This is a genomic window from Geomonas limicola, from assembly GCF_014193675.1.
In the GTDB taxonomy this organism is placed as follows: domain Bacteria; phylum Desulfobacterota; class Desulfuromonadia; order Geobacterales; family Geobacteraceae; genus Geomonas; species Geomonas limicola.
Window position 1 is genome coordinate 245,322 of sequence record NZ_BLXZ01000003.1, and the last position, 18,384, is coordinate 263,705.

An 18,384-nucleotide genomic window follows, 5' to 3' on the forward strand; every position below is an offset into this window, starting at 1 on the left:
TTAATGTTTAAACTCTTGACTCGGCCATACATCTTGTGGTTTATTCCCACCGCTTCCACTAAATGTGGTATGAACGACCCGAACATGTTAGGCATGTTATTTTATCCAAGGAGATCGGAAAGTTATGAAGAAATCAGTCGACAATGGGACCATTCCGGGGCTTTCGAAGAACGCTTTGACGGTACTTGAGAAGCGCTACCTGAAGCGCGACACCTCGGGCAAGACCCTGGAAACCCCCGCGGATATGTTCCGGCGCGTTGCGGCAGCCATCGCCGCGGCGGATGCCACGTTCGACAAGAAGGCCGATCTCAACGCCCTCACCGACAAGTTCTACAACCTGATGACCTCCTTCGAGTTCCTCCCCAACTCGCCGACCCTGATGAACGCCGGTCGCGAACTGGGCCAGCTCTCCGCCTGCTTCGTGTTGCCGGTAGGCGACTCCATGGAGGAGATCTTCGAGTCCGTCAAGAACACCGCGCTGATCCACAAGTCCGGCGGCGGCACCGGCTTCTCCTTCTCGCGTCTTAGACCCGCCAACGACGTGGTCATGTCCACCACCGGCATCTCCAGCGGTCCGCTCTCCTTCATGAGGGTGTTCGACATCGCCACCGAGACCATCAAGCAGGGCGGCACCCGCCGCGGCGCCAACATGGCGATCCTGCGCGTGGACCATCCGGACATCATGGACTTCATCATGTGCAAGAACGACCAGCGCCAGTTGAACAACTTCAACATCTCGGTCGGCATCACGGAAGAGTTCATGAAGGCGGTCGACGCTGACCGCGACTACACCCTGATCAACCCGCGCGACAAGAAGCCGGCCGGCACCCTGAACGCCCGCAAGGTGTTCAGCCGCATCGTGAAGCAGGCCTGGGAAAACGGCGAGCCGGGGATCATCTTCCTGGACCGCCTGAACAAGGACAACCCGACCCCGCACATCGGTGAGATCGAGTCCACCAACCCCTGCGGCGAGCAGCCGCTGCTCCCGTACGAGTCCTGCAACCTGGGCTCCATCAACCTCGGCAAGATGGTGACCCACGGCCGGGTCAACTGGGACAAGTTGAAGGAAGTGGTGCACGCCGCCGTGCACTTCCTCGACAACGTCATCGAGGTGAACAACTACCCGCTCGACGAGATCGACAAGATGACCCGCTCCAACCGCAAGATCGGCCTGGGCGTCATGGGCTGGGCGGACATGCTCATCATGCTGGGGATCGCCTACAACTCCGACGAGGCGGTTACCCTGGGCGAGCAGGTGATGAAGTTCATCAACGACGAAGGTCACGCGGCCTCCCGCGCGCTGGCCAAGACCCGCGGCGCGTTCCCCAACTTCAAGGGGTCGATCTACGACCGTCCGGGTGCTGAGCCGATCCGCAATGCGACCGTGACCACCATCGCCCCGACCGGCACCATCTCTATCATCGCCAACGCCTCTTCCGGCGTCGAGCCGCTCTTCGCGGTTTCCTTCGTGCGCCAGGTAATGGACAAGAACATCCTGGTCGAAGTGAACCCGCTCTTCGAGAAGCTCGCCAAAGCAGACGGGTTCTACTCCGAGGCGCTCATGCAGAAGATTGCCGAGCACGGCACCGTGCACGGGATCAACGACATTCCGGAGCAGGTACGCGACATCTTCGTGACCGCACACGACATCACCCCGGAAGAGCACATCACCATGCAGGCCGCCTTCCAGCGCCACACCGACAACGCGGTGTCGAAGACGGTGAACTTCCCGAATACCGCGACCGTCGAGGACGTGGAGAAGGTCTACCGGCTCGCCTACCAGACCAACTGCAAGGGTGTCACCATCTACCGCGACGGTTCCCGCGACGAGCAGGTTCTCTCGGTAGGGAAGAAGGAAGAGGCACCGGCAGCGGTTCCGGCCCCGGCCCACGAGGAGAAGCGCACCGTGAAGCGCGAGCGTCCCAAGGCGCTCAAGGGGTGGACCTACCAGATGCAGACCGGCTGCGGCCCGCTCTACATCACCATCAACGAGGACGCCACCGGGCTCTTCGAGGTCTTCACCACCATGGGCAAGGCGGGTGGTTGCGCCGCCAGCCAGTGCGAGGCGATCGGCCGTATGGTCTCCCTGGCCTGGAGAAGCGGCATCCAGGGCCGCAGCGTCGTGAAGCAGCTCCTCGGCATCTCCTGTCACTCGCCGTCCGGCTTCGGCGACAACAAGGTACTCTCCTGCGCCGACGCGGTAGCGAAGGCGATCCAGTCCCACCTGGCCCTCACCGGCCACGCCGACATCGTCGAGGTCCCGGTGTTCGACAAGGGCGCCTGCCCCGAGTGCGGCGGTGTCGTGGAGCACGAGGGCGGCTGCGCCGTCTGCCGCGTCTGCGGCTACTCCGAGTGCGCCTAGTTCGGCGCCGGGGTACCGGCAGCCTGGTAACACAAGAAAGCCCCGGGGGAATCTCCTCCGGGGCTTTCTTACGTCGCTCTGCCGACTGCGGTCTCCTGGTTCACCGGCATTTGCGGCAGCTCTCTATTTGGGCGAGTCACCGCCCGCGCTTCGCCCCAGCGTTTTTCCGTACTAGAACCTTTACTCATCCCGATAGGCTGGTACCTGTAGATAGATACCTTTGCGTGGGTCAGCTCGTCAGATGGAGCCGACACGGTCAGCAGCAGTACGATCCCGAGCTGACACAAAAGCTGCAGATGAGGCACAGCGGACAGCCCCACCACTCATAGAGCTTTCGCAGGTTGTCGTCACTGTCAGGCAGCCAACCCGTCTCCCTTTCCACCTGACAGCTCAAGCGCCAACTCCTTTCCTCACGGTCATTTTTTGATATACTGAAGCTATCCGATCTTCTCCCTGCGGTGTACGGGCTCTGCCCGAAAAAGGAGATAGCCATGAACGTTTTCGACTGTGCCATAAAGATAGAAGAGGAAGCCAGGCAGTACTACGAAACCATCGGCTCACAGAGCCGCGATCCCGAGATGAAGCACCTGTTCTCCATGTTGGCAGCATCCGAGGAGGAGTTCCGCGACCAGCTTATGAAAATGAAAGCAGCCCTGCCGCCGGAACAGGCCAAGGCCGACGGGATGGACGGTGCGGTCTGCTCGTTCCGCCCGCTGCTCACCGAGCGCGAGTTGCTGGAGGTCGTGAAAGACGACCATGACCTGTACCAGCTCTCCATGCGCGAGGCGGAGGAAGAGATCAAATTCTACGAGGAACTCGCCGCCAAGACCAAAGATCCTGCCACGCGTAACTGTCTCACGATGCTCGCCGAGGAGGAGCGCCGACACCTGCAGGTGGTGGAAAACATCTATGAGTTTGTCGAAGCCCCCAAGACCTTCCTCGCCTGGGGTGAGTTCAGCAACCTGAAAGATCTCTGAGAGGGAATTTCAGGCATGAAAAAAGCCCGCGCTGCGGGCTTTTTTTTTAGGGCAAGGTTTGAAAAGATTGAACGAGGCGTCACAGATAAATGGGAACCGACTATAGATCTGAAGCTTACGACCTTGATCCAGTGTCCGGCGTCTTACTTATAAAACAACCCACATGAGCCTCATCCCATTCATCCCATTTATCCCTGTTGGTTTCATTCCAGCATCCCGTCCATCCCTGTCTCGGTCCGTGCCGCATCGTCGGCGCTGTCGGGATCGCATTCCGGGCGCAGGTATCTTTCCAGTTCGTCGAAGAGGCGATCGGTAGTCAGCTTGAGCGCCGCTACCTGGTCCAGCGACGCCGGCCCTCCCTGCGTCGCCGAGAGGTGCAGACGGTCCACCATCCCCTTCATTTCGCGAAGCATGTTGTAGGTGTTCCTCAGCATGAGGTACGAGCTTTCGCTCAACTCCTCCACCCGTTCGATACGCAGCGTCGCTGTCATGTTCCCCTCCCCTGCTCTCGGGCTAGCGCCAGTGGATGCAGTTAACCGGGCAGCTGTCGATCGCCTCCTGGACGCTTGCCTCGTCAGCCCCTTCCTGGTCGTACGCCTCGGACACACCTGCGTCGTTGAGGCGGAACACTCCGGGAACCAGGCTTTCGCACAGCCCGCACCCTATGCAGACATCCTGATCGACATATACTTCGCGTGCCATAACTCCTCCTGTTGCTGATGTCATTTAAAATGTGCACTGCTGACGCCGCCTGTCGTTGAGCAGGCGCCGCCGGGCCAGAAACTGGACCGGCAGGCTGCTGGCTTGTCCTGAGGGGCGGAGCCGGCGACGCTCAATAGCATACCGTAGCAAAGGGAAAAGTCGACAATACTCCTAAGGGAGCCGGGAAAGAGGCGAGCGACGAAGAAGGGGGCGGGACCGATGGGTGGATCCAAGGTTACCGGGGGGTGAAGGTCATGCAGTCGGGATGTGACTCATGTTTGCCGATGGTAACGCTGGGGGCGGTGCATTCGAGGGAACTGTTGAGCTTGCAGGATTCTACCTTGCAGGCGCCGATGCCACCCTGGACATCGACGATCCCTGCCTGCTGGTTGGTGTGCACATAGGTATCGCAGCTCGGGCAGGGGTCGCTGGGGCCGCCCACGGTGATCGCCAGCGTGTGGCAGGCGTTGTGTTTGTTGTACGCGCAGTCCGTTACCTCGCACGAGGTGATTCTTACCATCTGTTTCTCCATAGCATTCTCCTTTGCCCTGCCCCCTTCTCGCTTAGGATTTTTTAACAGTTCCTAACCGATAGTCAAGCAGGTAAGAGAAACGGATGGTGCAGCACCCCCTAGCCGGGCTGCAGCGAAGCCGAACTGCTCCTTGCGGGACGCACCCGTCAACCGCAGCTGCCGCCACCCAACCCCGGGATTTTTTTCTCGCGCAGCCACTCGTTGATGATCCCGGTGGCACAACCGACCCCGGAGTCGACGGAGATCGCATCGACCGGACAGTTGCCGGCGCAGGCACCACACTCCATGCAGGCGTCCCGGTCGCCGATGCAGGCGCGTCTGGCCTCGAGCACGAATACCTGGTGCGGACAAACCTCGAGGCAACGGCCGCAGCCGATGCAGCGTCCCTGGTCCAGCTCCAGCGTGGCGACGTTGGACAGGTAGCGAAAGCCTTTCATTTCCCTTGCCTCCTTACTTGACCAGGGTTCCCACCAGAGCCAGGCACAGGCTCGCCACCAGCGCGCCCCCCAGGACCGGCAGGCTGAGCCGCATCTCCTTTTTCACCCCGGAACGCGAGGTGTAGGTGGTGCAGCCGGTGAAATTGAGGGTGTAAAAGGAACTCACTGCGGGAAAGGCGAGGAAGGAGGCAAGCTGCACCGGCCAACTCCAGAGCGCTCCGCCGGCCACGGCATAGAAAACCGCACTGAAGGCAAGACCGGCCAGGGCCCCTTTGACCGCGAAGCTGCGCCCGGGGATGAAGGGAAGCAGGACCGGGCCCAGTGCGATGCCGGTAAACACCGCTCCCAGGTACCCCAGGAGCGCTGTCAGCGCGGCGCTCGAGCCGGCAAGGATCAGCGCCGCCAGGTAGAGCCCGCCTCCCAGCACCAGAAGCGTCTTCAGCACCAGGACGATCTCCACCGGTACCAGCACCAGGCGCTCATACATGGTGAAGCTGAGTTCGCGCATCGCCGGAGTGGTTCGCTCGCCGTTATCCAGGTATTCCGGAAGGTCCTCGGCGCGGATAGTTGCGTAGCGGACCGAGAACCCGGTCTGTTTCAGCACCTCGTGGGCGGCAATGCCCGGCGCCCCGAGGATCGGCAGCGTAACACGCCGGTGCGTCACCACCTTGGCGAGCCCGCTCTCGGCAACCCGGCGCACCAGTTCCCCGGTTCCGAAGGTCCCCTTCCCCGCCGCACACCAGACGTTGATCCCGAAGGTCTCCAGCACCAGGAGCCAGACATTTCTTCCGGCAAGTACCCGGCGCACCAGGTCGTAGGTCATCTTGTAGTTCGCGGTCACCAGCACCGGCGCCTCCGGGGTCGGTGTACCGATAGCGTACAGACCGGGGGGCACCAGGAAATCCATCCGGTTGATCCCCCAGCGTGCCTTGCAGGCGCCCAGGTGGTCGGACATGGCGAGCTGACTCGTTATCCTCGGCACCCGCCCGGCCGGCGTTTCCAGCCAGCTTTCAAACCCCGGCACCTTCTCGTCGATAGTTCCGCCCCCGGCGGACGTGCGGGGACCTCAGCAAGGTGGCGCATCCGGATCGCTACTCGGGGCGCAGCCGCCCGTCGTCTCCTTCGGCTTGGCCATTTCGATCTTCTTGAACTGCCGCATCTTTACCGGCTTTTCCATCGGGTTCTCCTTGCCCAAAGGGATCGCCGGCAGATGCCGCACGCTCCCCTCCCTCATCTCATTTTTTCAGCGCGTTCACATTCTTAAGGTGAACGGGCTGCCGGGTTCAGCGCGGTGCGGCCAGCACAGCCGCACCTTCCCGGGGAAGTTTTTTCAGTCGCTCCAGGTCCGCGCGGGCCGCTTCGGTGGCAGGGAGGAAATTGCGCAGCACCGGGACAAGGAACTGCTGAATCGCCCCCAACGAACGGTTGATCGAGTAGTGGATCCAGACCCCCTCGCGACGGTCCTTGAGCCAGCCGGCATTCTTCAGGATGGCCAGCTGCCTCGAAACCGTCGACTGCGGTAACTGCAGCACCGCCACCAGGTAGCAAACGCAGAGTTCATCCTCTTCGAGAAGCAGGGCGAGAATACGCAGCCGGGTTACGTCGTCCAAGGATTGGAAGAGAAGTGCCATGTTTTCCATGGCGGGGACTATATCCATAAATGTGGATATAGTCAAGGGAAAGAGCAGGTGGGAATTCCGACCGGCCAAAGGATACCAAGCTTGCAGCAGCCGGATTATGAACGAACGCAGTGTTCGAGTGAGATAAAACCGTGCCCCCAGGAATACGAATACATCCGCAAAAACAAAAAGAGGCGGCCTCCCGGCCGCCTCTTTCATTCTGATATCGTTCGTGAATCAATCGCCCCCGTCACACGAGGAATAAAAGTCGTCGTTGTCCAGGCGATGTACCTTCATCAGGTTGGTGGTGCCAGGGCTCGAGAGTGGGCTTCCCATGGTGATGACCACGACGTCCCCCTTCTTGAGCGGGCCACTTGTCAGTACCGTCTTTTCCACCGAGCGGATCTGGGCCTCGGTGTTCCCCTCGATGACGACCAGAAGCGAGTGCACCCCCGCGTAGAGCGCGAGTCGGTTGGCTACCTTGGCAAAGGGGGTTACCGCGTAGATCGGGGATGCGGGTCGGTACTTGGAGACCAGTTGTGCCGTGCTCCCGGTCTGGGTAAAGGCGAGGATCGCTTCCGCCCTGACCCCCTCGGCGACCCGGCAGGCCGCCTGACCGATCACCTCGGCCAGACAGGGGAGCCCGTCCTTTTCGGGGATCGGGTAGAACACCTGGGTCTTCAACTGCGGGTCTCCCTCGACGTCGCGCGCCACCTGGACCATCATGGTGACCGCTTCGACCGGGTACTTGCCGGACGCGGTCTCCGCGGAGAGCATGATCGCATCGGTGCCATCCAGGATGGCGTTTGCCACGTCGGAGACCTCGGCCCTGGTGGGACGCGGGTTCTGTATCATGCTCTCCAGCATCTGGGTCGCGGTGATTACCGGCTTCCCCGCGGCGTTGCAACTGCGGATGATCCCCTTCTGGATCAGGGGGACCTTCTCGGGGCTGAGCTCCACCCCCAGGTCGCCGCGCGCAACCATGATGCCGTCCGAGACTGCGAGAATCGCGTCGAAGTTCTCTACCGCCTCCGGCTTTTCGATCTTGGCGATCACCCTGAGTTCGGACTGGTGCGCCTTGAGGATGTCCTTCAGCTCCTGGACGTCCGAGGCCTGGCGCACGAAGGAGAGCGCCACGTACTCGAGCTCCTCGCGGATGCAGAACTCCAGGTCCTCGCGATCCTTTTCGGTGAGGGCCGGCGCCGAGACGTTCGCGCCGGGAAGGTTGATCCCCTTGCGGTCCTTGAGGATTCCACCACTCACCACGGTGCAGTGCACGTCCTCGCCCTCGACGCCCACCACGCGCAACTCCATGAGCCCGTCGTCCAGAAGGATGCGGTCCCCCGGAACCACGTCGCCCGGCAGACCGTGGTAGATGGTGGGGATCAGGTTGCCGCTCCCCATGATGTCGCGGGTGGTGATGATCACCTCGCTCCCCTGGACCAGTTCGAGCGCGCCCCCCTCCATCTTGCCGGTGCGGATCTTGGGCCCCTGCAGGTCCCCCAGGATGGCGACGGCGCATTCGTTTCGTTGCGACAGTTCGCGGATGGTGCGGATGATGGCAGACTTGGCAGCCTGCTCACCGTGAGAGAAGTTCAAGCGGAAGACATCGACGCCCGTCTGCATCAGCGCATTGAGGCGTTCCTCGGAATCGCAGGCGGGGCCTACGGTGGCGACAATCTTGGTACGACGCAGCATACAGGTAGCTCCTTCATGGTGTAGTCAGAGCGTGATCCCACGCTCCATCCGGCGCCCCTCGGATAGACTGGAGCGCGGCAAAACCGGCGGGTCGGGCCAAAGGGACCCTTTTCATCCCATCGGATAGGTTAAGGGTTACACGAGAAAGACGAAATATACAATCCTTTTTGGACTCATGAAGGAAGATGTAACGCAAGGGTAACCTGCAGCGGCAGGCTGGGGAGAGCGGCAGGATTTCGCGTGGTGGCCCCGTCAGATCCCCTAAGATCCGTTGAATCCGCCTTCCCGTTTTTTTCTGGAGATGTTCACTGTACCGCGGGGCAGAAGGAAGCGAAAAACTGGGCAAAACAAAGAGGGCCACCGAAAAATCAGGTGGCCCGCTTACGGCTTTAACCGTAGATCCTGGAACGTGGAATTTGGAAACCGCCTCTTGCCTATTCGGACTGGGCCGGCTTATCCATTTCGGCAACCTCATTTTTTAAGAGCTTCAGCACCTCTTCCCAAGGGGTGATCGCCCCCCCCTGCTCCTTGACGAAACGGCCGGCATCTTCGGAGCGGGCAAAGGACCACTTACCCGGCGAGGTCATCACGCCGCGCTCCCGGCCCCCTACTACCCAAACGGCACTCTTGGCCTCGACAAGTTCCTTGCTGTAGAAGTCCGCGACCCTGAGCGAGGCCTGTTTCTTCCCCGACTTGAGGATATCCTCCACCGCGCAGTGCACGCTGCAGGTGGCGGCCTCACTGCCGTCGGCGTAGCGGACCAGCGCGCGGCTGTGGGCGAAAAACACCCGATCCATGCCGCAGCGCACGCAGTCGACCGTCTTGTCCACCCCTTCCAGGGCAAAGGCGGAACCAATCAGCGTCAGGACGAAAATCAGCAGCATTGCGATGCGTTTCACGTTGTCATCCTCCTAGTTCTCGAAGGCGCGGCCGTCGCGCATCTCGATGCGCCGCCCCGCCAACCGGGCCAGTTCCGGGTTGTGGGTCACCATGACAATGGTAAGCCCCGAGCTGCGGTTCAAATCGGTGAGCACTTCGCCGATCTCGCCCGCCCTTTTGGTGTCCAGGTTCCCGGTCGGCTCGTCCGCCAAAAGGATCTCCGGACGGTTCACCAGGGCGCGCGCTATGGCCACCCGCTGCATCTCGCCACCGGAGATCTGCCCGGGAAGGTGGTTCATGCGGTGCTCCATGCCGAGCATCTTCAGCAGCCGCTCCACTTCCTCCTCGGCGCCGGGCTTCCGGAAAAAGGCGAGGGGCAGCGCCACGTTCTCCAGGACGGTCAGGGTCGGGATCAGGTAAAAGTTCTGGAAGATGTAGCCGAACACCTCGCGGCGCACCCGGGTCAGTTCCTTCTCGCCCAGCTTCTGCCCGTGACCGAAGACCGTTTTCCCCGCCAGTTCCAGCTCTCCGGAGCTCGGGTTGTCCAGGCACCCCAACAGGTTGATGAGGGTGGTCTTGCCGCTTCCCGAGGAACCCATGAAGGAGACGAACTCCCCCTTGGTGATGGAAAGCGAAACGCCGTCCAGCGCCTGAATCTCTTCGCTGCCGCGCCGGTAGACCCGTGTCAGATCCCGCGCCTGTAAAGACAAGCAGTTCGTCGCCATATCATTCCCCCCGGATCGATTCGAGCGGCCGGATACGCCCCGCCTTCCAGGCCGGGTAGAGTCCGCTCAAAAGTCCCACCACCACGATGATCGCCAGGGTCAGCAAGGACAGTTTCAGGTCGATGGCCACCAGCCCCCCCTTGGGCGCATAGGGGAGGATGCTGCGCGCCAAGAGGTCGGTGACCCGCGAGAAGATAACGGCGAGAAAGATCCCCGCCACCCCGCCCAGGCCGCACAGGATGAGCGTCTCGGTCCAGACCAGCCGGAACACGTCCCCCGGCATGGCCCCCATGGTCTTCAGGATGCCGATCTCCTGGCGGCGCTCCAGGACCGACATGAGCACCGTGTTGATCACCCCCACCATGGCGATTAAAAGCGCCACCACCGCGATGGAGAAGACCATGACCCGCGCCGTCGCAATGAGCTTCATGATGGTCTGCTTCACCTGGCTGAAACTCACCACCTGCACGTCCTTCAACTGGTAGAGCTTGTTCTCCAGTGAGGTGATGTCCGCGTCTTTTTTCACCTTGATCCCGATGGTGGTGATCTGGTCCACCTGGGAGATTTTCTGCAGCGTTTTCAAGGGGACGAAGATGGTGCCGTCGTCCTGGCTGCCGGTTCGTTCCAGAATCCCCACCACCTTGAGCTTCACGTTCTTCTCGGGAACGATGGTTTCGTCCCCCACCTCGCGCTGTTCGAGTTCAGCCGCCTCGTACCCCATCACCACCTCGTCGGCGGTGTTGTCCTTGAACCACCCCCCCTTTTTGAAGCGGAAAAAGGGTTTCATGGCCGGATAGCTGTGAGCGTCCACCCCGTAGAAACCGGCGATGCCGCCGCTCTCCCCCTTGTTCGGGTCGAAAAAGGCCTGCATCAGGATAGGGGTCACCTTGTCCACCTCGGGCTCCTTGGTGATCTGGTTCACCATGGACTGGTCCATGTAGCGCAGCCCCTTGCCACCCTGGAGCATCATGGTGGCCGCCTCGTAGGGGCACCCCTTGGCCATCACCATGAGCTGGTAGCCCATGTTCTCGATGTCGCGGTTCAGCGCCGTTTCGTAGCCCCGGTTGAAACCGAACAGGCTCACCAGCACCCAGGTCGAGAGCATGATCCCGATCAGGGTCAAAACGCTTCTCACCTTCTTGCGCAACAGGTTCTTGTAGGCGATCTGGAAGGGTGTGATCATCATGGCTTGGCGCGCTCCGCCGCGAAAACGAACTCATCCATGAGCACCAGGTTCTTCTTCAGCCCGCGCAGGATGCCGTAGTAGTCGGTCTCCAGCTCCGGCGAGGGATTGGGAACTTCGGCGACCCTGCCGGTCCCCTTGCCGCGCACCGGGTCGTAGTGATCGAAGTCCTTCAGGGTCACCCCCTCGAATTTCCTGGCGAACTTGGCCTCGCGGAACTTGCTCGCCGAGGCGCCGGTGATCTTCTGGAGGTAGAAGGTTTTCACCTTGCCGGTGAGATCCTGCGCGATGAACACCTGGATGCCACCGAACTGCCCCTTCTGGTTCACCCCGTGGATATAACCCACCTTTTTCTTGTCCTTGTAGATCTCGTAGAGCGTGTAGGGGACGTCGACCGGCGCGTAGAGAGCGATGCTCTGGGCGCCCAGGCGGTTTTCGATCTTTTTGAGGAGCGCCGGTCCGCCAAGCTTCTGGATGGAGACGTAGACGGTCTTGAAGCTGGTCGATTCCGGGAAGAGCCGGGGGACGTCGCGATCCGGGTTGTTCAGATCGCAACCGACAGCAGCCAGGGCCGAGGTGGTGAAAAGCGCCAGCAACAGAACCGGCAGGAGAATTTTAGTAAGTACGAAACGCATCGATTACCTCAAAATGAATCGGTCAGCCAGCGCAGGGAACCGCCCCCCCCTTACTGCGCGCTCCAGCCGGTCTGCTTCACCAGTTCCGGGTTGGTCCCCGGGCCGAGCTGAACCACGTAGCACCCCTTCGAGGCGTAGCGCTGGCCGGTGCCGAAGCTGAGCCGCCCGAAGAGCGGGTGCGGTTGGTCGGTCATCATCCCGGCGACGTCCAGAAGGTTGTCCCGGTAGTAGTTCCCCTTGAGATCCATGAGCAAAAGCGAGAGAAGCTGGGTGACGGCGTTGGTTTGGGCGATCACCTGCTGGGTCTCGGAGCGAACCGGGACCTCCCCCTTGCGCATGGCCTGCTTGGTGTCCTCGGGGATGAGGGTCCGTCCCATAACCGGTTTGGGGAGCGGCATGAATATATAGGGGTAGGTCAAGTAGGTAAAGCCGCGCACCGGCTCGGGGAGGGTCCAGAGGCTCTCACCCAGGTAGCGCCCGGAAAGAACCAGGGCCTCGGGGCGCAACTTTTCCTTGAAGAGCGCCAGGGCAGGAAGCGCGGAGGCGTCGTCCCAGACCAAGAGGCGCACGGCCCGTCCCCCCTCCCCTGCTTTCTCCATCGCCGACTGCAGGGCCTTGGCTTCCAACTTCTCTCCGGCGGGCAGGGATACTGTCACCGGTGCTATTTGCCCCAGTTCCTGCCAGGCATGACGGAACCCGGCGGCGAGTGCCTTCCCCTGCGGGCTCTCGCGCACGATCTCGACCAGCGCCGTCTCGTTCACCTGTTTCTGGGCCAGAAAGTGCGCCGCGCTCTCCCCTTCCTGGTAGAACCCCTTGGACTGGTACAGCGTGTACCAGTCATTTTCCGAAAGTACCGGAAGGTCGGTCGCCGGGAAGATGCTCGGGATCCCGTTTTGCTCGCAGAACTGGTGGATCGGCTGCCAGGACCCGTTCACCGCCCCTCCAACCATGGCGAAAACGGGATCGTTGCGGTAGTACTCCTCGAGCTGGGCCCGCCAGGTATCCGGGGAACCGCGCAACACCCAGCGCGCCAGCGAGAGCGACTTGGTCACCAGCTCGCGCGAAGGGAGCATGTTCTCGGCCATCAAGCGCGATTTCGAGCCGCTGCGCGGGTTGCCGAACCCCTTTATCTGTCCGTTTTTCAGGTTGACGAAGAAGGTCAGCGTGGTGAACAGCGCATCGCGCTTGGCGGGAGGGAGGTCATCGGAGACCACGGTGGCGATCCGGATCCGGTCCTCGCTGATGCCCGGGGAGAACTCGACCGAGAGGGACTTCAGGTAGGCCACCAGAAGCTTCAGATCTTTTTCCTCGAACTGGTACTGCGGCATGCTCGCGCTGAGCTGCCGGCCGTTGGGATCCTTACCGTGGCGCAGCGCCTCGATGAGGGCCGCCTCGGTATAGGCGGGCCTCAAGGGCGGCTCGGCCCCCTCGTTCAAGACGATCCCCTTGTAGGTGCGCGGCAGCGGCTTGAAGAGTTTTTCGCCGTTGATGGCAGGGACGTAGACCCCTTCGTCGAAGGCGCCCAGTCCACTGCGCAGGTGACAACTCGCGCAGGTAAAGGTGAGCCCCGGCGCCGCCGGCTCGCCGTGCAGGTTCACCCGCAGACGCTCGCCGGAGGGGAGGATCCCCTCGCGGTAGATCCGCTCGCCCAGCTTGAGCTCTTCCTTGGTGGCGGCATGGGCCGGGAAAGCCGGACCGAGAACGCAAAGAAAAAGGGGAATGGCCAGCGCAGCCCGAGAAAACAGGGAGCTAAGACGCGCCTTCAATCGGTGCCAGGTGGATCGGGTCATGGGTGGTGGTCTCCTTCTGGCGCATCGGGCGCCGGCTCTAAAACCGCCCGCTACAGGTCGAAGAGGTAGCAGCCGCGCAGCACAGTCTTGCCGTCTTTCAGGAACACGAAGCTCACCTCCCAGTCGCCCGGCATCACCAGGCGTACCGGCAGCAGGTAGACCCCCTTGTTGGACAGGGCGAAGTTCTGGTCCCCGGCCGCGTGAGCGCCACGCATCGAGGGCATGTCGGCGTCGCCTTTCACGGTGAACGAGGTGTCACGGACACCCTCGCGGGTGAAGATCTCGACCCGCATCACCGCGTTACCCAACTTGGGTGCCTTGGCAAAGCCGTAGGTGAAATAGTGTCGGGGGCCCAGGGGGATCTTCTCTCCCGGCTTGGGGAGCACCTGGTAGTCGCGCTTGACGAGGGAGGGGTTGGCGGCCGGGGCCGCGGTGGGGTAAACCTCACAAACAGCAAGCGCCAGTATCAGCGCCGCAAGCAATACTCTCATGGTTAGCACTCCCTGTCATAGCTACACGACTCATGGCTGCATCGAACTCATAGAGACTGATGGGAAAGATTTCATCAATCAATCAGGTCGTGTTTATACAGCAAATCATATGAGTGTCAAGCCGAATTCCCGCACAAAGAGGGAGACAATCTTCGTCGCAAAGGAAAAACAAAGATAACGCCGCAGGCTACTGCAGCGGCGTCGGGTTCATGTTGCGCTGCATCTTCAAGGTCCTGATCTGCTGCTTCATGTCCTGGCGCGAGGTCTGGTAGTTCGGCTTGGTAGCGACCGGTTGGTCCGCCGTGCGTTGCTGGTCGGAGTTACCATCCTTGCCCTGGCTGGAGCCGGAACTGTTGTCGTGGTTCGCCGGAGCATTCTGGCCGGCCTGCCCCAACTGGGCAAGTTCACGTTCGTACGCTTCGATCTGCTGTTTTTTCTGTGCTGCAAGCGCCTGGGCGGCCGCACCTTCAGGCCCCTCCTGGGCCGCAACCAGTTCGGTCTGCACCAGCTCGCCCCTCAGTCGCTCGATTTCCGCGGCAAGCCAGGCCGAGCGGCGCGGCGCATCGCGGCGAACCGGTGCGCTAACGCCCGCCTTGTCGGCAGCTGCACCCCCCTCGGGCGTTCCGGTGTACTCCACCACGATACCGCTGTCGCTCTCCACGATCGTGGGTGTTTCCGCCCGGGCGATAACCGCCATGATGACTACTGCGCCGATTGCCGTGATCATACTGATGGTACTCATGACATCCCTCCTGCCGTACCCGGCGCCCCGGTTCCCCGGTTACACCGAACTCCGGGCGAAGACAGCGGTCCATCGCCCTTTTTCTCAACGTGTTACCCAGGATTTGCCACAAAAGGCCGAATCCGTGGTCAGCGTGCCTCTGCCGGTCCTGCCAGTCACCGCAATACAGGTTGCGTGCCATGCGGCGCTGCCGCCCGCTATCTACCTTTTTTTGCACGGATTGGCAAGAGATACCACGGGAAGAAACTAATGGGAAGGGTGCTCCAAATTTACCCCGAGGGAAACGGTAAAGGGCTAGAGCTTTGGAATAGCGAGAGTTTTTCAGATTAACCGAAGGTACCAGCTGTTTCAATGAGACAGCCCTCCCCTTCTGTGTGCCCGTGGGGGACCGGCTCGGCTCCATAAAATGGTACGAGGCTGGAACCGGCCCGTGGATTTCTGCGGGCAAGGCACAAACTGCTGGAAACAATGAAAACCGCCGTAAAGATCCGGCTACGGCAGGGTTCCGCCGAGTTCGGACCAGCGAAAGCAATCGAAGGTGTGGTCGTTCACCATCCCGACCGCCTGCATGAAGGCGTAGCAGATAGTCCCCCCCACGAAGTTGAAGCCGCGCCGCTTCAGGTCGCGGCTCAGTGCATCCGAGGTGGCGGTTGTGGCTGGAACCTCGCTGAGACTGCGCCAGGCGTTTTGCCGTGGAGTGCCGTCGACGAAGCGCCAGAGGTAGGCGTCGAAGGAGCCGAATTCGTCCTGCACGGCGAGGAAGGAGCGGGCGTTGGAAATGGCGGAGGCAAGTTTCAGCCGGTTTCGCACCAAGCCGGAGTCGGCGAGCAGTCGGGCGAGGTCCGCCTCGCCGAACCGGGCCACCTGCTGCGGATCGAAGCCGGCAAAGGCGGTGCGGTAGGCGGCCCGTTTTCTGAGGATGGTTATCCAGGAGAGCCCGGCTTGGGCGCCTTCCAGGATCAGGAACTCGAAGAGGAGCCGGTCGTCGTGCACCGGCCCCCCCCATTCGAGATCGTGGTAATTCTGGTAGAGGGGGTCGCTGCCGGCCCACGCGCAGCGCTGTCTCGGAATTTCAGTCACGTCCCGCTCCTACACGAAAAAGTTGTTCTCAGCAAACGTTCCCGCCGCTAATCGCGGCGCCTCTCCTCGCGTTCAGCGCGCTTCTCCTCCCGGCGCTGTTCCTTTTCGTAGCGTTTTTCCTCGCGGCGCTGCTCCTTCTCGCGGAAGTGCTCTTCCTTGCGCTGCTCGTGCGCGTCCCGGCGCTGCTCGCGCCACTCTTCCTTCGCCGAACGGAAGTGGCGGCCGCGGTAGTGGTCGCGGTCCCTGCGGTACACCTCGTACTCGCGGGCGCGGAACTCACGGATCCGCTCCAGGCGGTGCCGGCGCAGTCCCGGCGGCAGTTCGCGGTAGCGGGTCGTCACCCAGGGGCCGCGACTGCTCGGCGCGCGCAACCAGCGCCCGTCGCGGTACAGGAAGTAGTTGTTGTTGACGAAAAAGAGATCGTAGGGGACGCCGACGGCAACGTAGAAACCGAGCGCGCCGGGGTAGACGAACTGGATGTCGTCATTGACCTCGATGAACTGCACCGGCGGCTGAGCCGGGACGTAAACCGTTGCCGGGGCCGGAGGCGGTACATAAACCGGAGCCGGCGGCGGCACGTAAACCGGCTGGGGCGGTGGAGTCACCACCACGGTCCGCGGCGGCTCACCCAGATTGATGTTGACGTTCACACCGGCGAAGGCGGCCTGCGCCCCGCACAAAAGCAGGACCGTACCCTGCAGGAGAACCTTTTTCTTGCTAGTCACGCTGAAACCTCCTTGGGAGCCTCCCCTGCGGCAAAAAAAAAGGGTTGCCGATATCGGGAGAGATATTTCGGCAACCCGGCTGTCTCGAAGAGACCCTTTAGGCTTTCCGTCCCACCCTCGCGGATGGTTTAGTATTATCGTGTATCTACTCGGCTTTGGCGCCGAATTGTCTTTCCCGGCATCGGCAACCCAACAACCGGGGAGGCATGTGTTGATCTTTTACTCTAACCGGACCAAAAAAGTCAAATATAAAAGGCAGGCTCCAGAAGAGCTCTCAGGACCTGGGGAGCAAGAAGAAGAAGGTGGCTCCCTCGCCCGGCCGCCCCTCGGCCCAGACCTTCCCACCGTGCTTGGTGATCACCTGCTCCACGATGGCAAGCCCCACCCCCGTCCCCTCGAAGTCCTCCGAGGTGTGCAGCCTTTGAAAGACGCCGAAGATCGTGTCGGCGTATTTCATCTCGAAACCGATGCCGTTGTCGCGCACGAAATAGACCAGCGCCTGCTCCTGGACCTGGCACCCCACCTCCACGACCGGATGCCCGGCATTCCCGGAGAACTTGGCCGCGTTTCCCAGCAGGTTTTCCAGGACTTGGGCGATCATGGCGCGATCGCCGCGCGCCGTGGGGAGTACGGCGATCTTGAATTCGGTCTGGCCGCCGATACCGTTACCCTGCAGCTTATCCACGCTCTCGCGGGCAAGGGCAGTCATGTCGATCACCTGCAGCGAAAGTTGCAGGCGGCTGTTCTTGGTGAAATTGAGCAGGTCGTCGATGAGGGCTCCCATGCTCACGGTGCGCCGCAGGATGGAGCCGAGCAGCCGTTGTCCCTCCTCATCGAGCCGTGCACCGTAATCCTCCAAGAGCATCGAGGCAAAACTGTTGATGCTGCGCAGCGGCGAGCGCAGGTCGTGCGACACCGAATAGGAGAACGTCTGCAGGTCCCTGATGGTGGCCTGCAACTCTGCGGTGCGCACTTCGACGCGCCGCTCCAGGGTGGAGTTCAGTTCCTTGATCTCCAGTTCGGCGCGGGTGCGCTCGGCAATCTCCGCCTCAAGCGAATAGGTGCGCTCCCGTACCAGCCACTCCAACTGTTCCCGGTAGCGATCCAATTCCTCTTCGGCCAGCTTGCGCTTGGTCATGTCGATCGCGGCGAGGAGACAGGTGTGTCCTGCAGAATCCGCCAACGCCTCGAGCTTCACGAAGAGCGGCAGGTCCCCCTCGGCCATGCGCTGCAGTCCGATCTCGAGTTCCTGTTTCTCCGTCGTGTCCCTCGTCTTCAGCAAGAACGCCTCGAACGCGTGCCGGTCGAGGTGGTTCACGAGGCCCGGAAAACTGCGGCCAATGAGTGCGGCGCGTTCCGTCCCGAGCAGTGTGGCCCCCGCCAGGTTGACGGCCAACACCGTTCCGGAGAAGTCGAGGGTAAAGTAGCCGACCGGCGCGAGATCGTAGAGTTCCGTGTACTGTTTCAGGAGCTGTTCCATGTCCTGCCGGGCCTGGCGCAGCTCCTGGTTTTGCTGTTCGAGCTCGATCTGGTGCAGTTCGAGGGTGCTCACCAGGGGGATGAGGTCCCGGAGCTGGTGTACCGTCTTGCGTCCTGTGACGGTCATTTTCTCCTGTGGCTCTTTTTGCTGCATCCAGATCCTCCGTTGCTGCACTGGGGAGAAAGTTCACTGAGTCAGCCAGGCGCTTGTGACACTTTGGTATCCACAGTTTCGCAGCGAGATGGTGTCAGACCCGATGCCGTTACCTCTTGTGAGCCATGAGCTCAACCGCTATGACTGGGTTCCGGAAGCTAGAGTCAATCATAG

18 protein-coding genes, 1 pseudogene and 1 riboswitch are annotated in these 18,384 nt (G+C 61.5%); of the genes and pseudogenes, 2 read left to right on the forward strand and 17 right to left on the reverse strand.

Translation table 11 applies throughout. From position 1 onward, the window contains the following. Positions 1 to 124 precede the first annotated feature (124 nt). Positions 125 to 2,362 (forward strand): vitamin B12-dependent ribonucleotide reductase, encoded by a 2,238-nt coding sequence (locus H7688_RS08260; protein ID WP_183360600.1) that lies wholly within the window; start codon positions 125 to 127, stop codon positions 2,360 to 2,362. Positions 2,363 to 2,853: 491 nt separating this feature from the next. Beyond that, positions 2,854 to 3,339 (forward strand): ferritin-like domain-containing protein, encoded by a 486-nt coding sequence (locus H7688_RS08265; RefSeq protein WP_183360601.1) that lies wholly within the window; start codon positions 2,854 to 2,856, stop codon positions 3,337 to 3,339. 203 nt (positions 3,340 to 3,542) lie between these two features. Here H7688_RS08265 and H7688_RS08270 read toward each other — a convergent pair whose 3' ends face one another. The 17 genes and pseudogenes from H7688_RS08270 to H7688_RS08350 form a co-directional block, all read right to left on the reverse strand. Then, positions 3,543 to 3,830 carry a checkpoint protein HUS1 family protein gene (locus tag H7688_RS08270; RefSeq protein ID WP_183360602.1) on the reverse strand — a complete coding sequence of 96 codons (288 nt, stop codon included), beginning with the start codon at positions 3,828 to 3,830 and terminating at the stop codon, positions 3,543 to 3,545. A gap of 22 nt (positions 3,831 to 3,852) precedes the next feature. Further along, entirely contained in the window at positions 3,853 to 4,041 is a 189-nt protein-coding gene (locus tag H7688_RS08275; RefSeq protein ID WP_183360603.1) for a ferredoxin, read from the reverse strand. A gap of 235 nt (positions 4,042 to 4,276) precedes the next feature. After that, positions 4,277 to 4,573 (reverse strand): DUF1540 domain-containing protein, encoded by a 297-nt coding sequence (locus H7688_RS08280; RefSeq protein WP_183360604.1) that lies wholly within the window; start codon positions 4,571 to 4,573, stop codon positions 4,277 to 4,279. A 146-nt stretch (positions 4,574 to 4,719) separates the two neighbouring features. Beyond that, positions 4,720 to 5,046 (reverse strand): annotated as a pseudogene (gene hgcB, locus H7688_RS08285) (mercury methylation ferredoxin HgcB); the annotation flags it as partial. Then, on the reverse strand, positions 5,024 to 6,187 hold the full coding sequence (gene hgcA / locus H7688_RS08290) for a mercury methylation corrinoid protein HgcA (protein ID WP_281379427.1): 1,164 nt from the start codon (positions 6,185 to 6,187) through the stop codon (positions 5,024 to 5,026). The gene hgcA and the pseudogene hgcB, both read right to left, overlap by 23 nt. Before the next feature lie 106 nt (positions 6,188 to 6,293). Next, complete coding sequence (locus H7688_RS08295; RefSeq protein WP_183360606.1) at positions 6,294 to 6,650, reverse strand: ArsR/SmtB family transcription factor; 357 nt, start codon at positions 6,648 to 6,650, stop codon at positions 6,294 to 6,296. Between the two features lie 216 nt (positions 6,651 to 6,866). Then, positions 6,867 to 8,327 (reverse strand): pyruvate kinase, encoded by a 1,461-nt coding sequence (pyk, locus tag H7688_RS08300; protein ID WP_183360607.1) that lies wholly within the window; start codon positions 8,325 to 8,327, stop codon positions 6,867 to 6,869. A gap of 434 nt (positions 8,328 to 8,761) precedes the next feature. Continuing rightward, a complete protein-coding gene (locus H7688_RS08305) occupies positions 8,762 to 9,226 on the reverse strand; it encodes a nitrous oxide reductase accessory protein NosL (protein WP_183360608.1) in 465 nt (154 codons plus the stop codon). A 12-nt stretch (positions 9,227 to 9,238) separates the two neighbouring features. Continuing rightward, complete coding sequence (locus tag H7688_RS08310) at positions 9,239 to 9,931, reverse strand: ABC transporter ATP-binding protein (protein WP_183360609.1); 693 nt, start codon at positions 9,929 to 9,931, stop codon at positions 9,239 to 9,241. Between the two features lies 1 nt (position 9,932). After that, positions 9,933 to 11,117: an ABC transporter permease gene (locus H7688_RS08315; protein ID WP_183360610.1), complete on the reverse strand. Its 1,185-nt coding sequence runs from the start codon at positions 11,115 to 11,117 to the stop codon at positions 9,933 to 9,935. Beyond that, positions 11,114 to 11,749, reverse strand: a complete 636-nt coding sequence (locus H7688_RS08320) for a hypothetical protein (protein WP_183360611.1) — start codon at positions 11,747 to 11,749, stop codon at positions 11,114 to 11,116. Before H7688_RS08320 ends, H7688_RS08315 begins: the two co-directional genes overlap by 4 nt. Positions 11,750 to 11,799: 50 nt before the next feature. Continuing rightward, a complete protein-coding gene (locus tag H7688_RS08325; protein WP_183360612.1) occupies positions 11,800 to 13,539 on the reverse strand; it encodes an ABC transporter substrate-binding protein in 1,740 nt (579 codons plus the stop codon). A 50-nt stretch (positions 13,540 to 13,589) separates the two neighbouring features. Beyond that, positions 13,590 to 14,030 carry a hypothetical protein gene (locus H7688_RS08330; RefSeq protein WP_183360613.1) on the reverse strand — a complete coding sequence of 147 codons (441 nt, stop codon included), beginning with the start codon at positions 14,028 to 14,030 and terminating at the stop codon, positions 13,590 to 13,592. A 187-nt stretch (positions 14,031 to 14,217) separates the two neighbouring features. Further along, positions 14,218 to 14,772: a hypothetical protein gene (locus H7688_RS08335; RefSeq protein WP_183360614.1), complete on the reverse strand. Its 555-nt coding sequence runs from the start codon at positions 14,770 to 14,772 to the stop codon at positions 14,218 to 14,220. 492 nt (positions 14,773 to 15,264) lie between these two features. Next, on the reverse strand, positions 15,265 to 15,852 hold the full coding sequence (locus H7688_RS08340; protein ID WP_183360615.1) for a DNA-3-methyladenine glycosylase I: 588 nt from the start codon (positions 15,850 to 15,852) through the stop codon (positions 15,265 to 15,267). 47 nt (positions 15,853 to 15,899) lie between these two features. After that, the gene (locus H7688_RS08345; protein ID WP_183360616.1) at positions 15,900 to 16,577 is read right to left on the reverse strand and encodes a hypothetical protein; all 678 of its coding nucleotides are present in this window, start codon (positions 16,575 to 16,577) and stop codon (positions 15,900 to 15,902) included. Positions 16,578 to 16,643: 66 nt separating this feature from the next. Further along, positions 16,644 to 16,720: riboswitch (cyclic di-GMP riboswitch) on the reverse strand. 131 nt (positions 16,721 to 16,851) lie between these two features. Beyond that, a complete protein-coding gene (locus H7688_RS08350; protein ID WP_183360617.1) occupies positions 16,852 to 18,183 on the reverse strand; it encodes a sensor histidine kinase in 1,332 nt (443 codons plus the stop codon). Positions 18,184 to 18,384 lie beyond the last annotated feature (201 nt).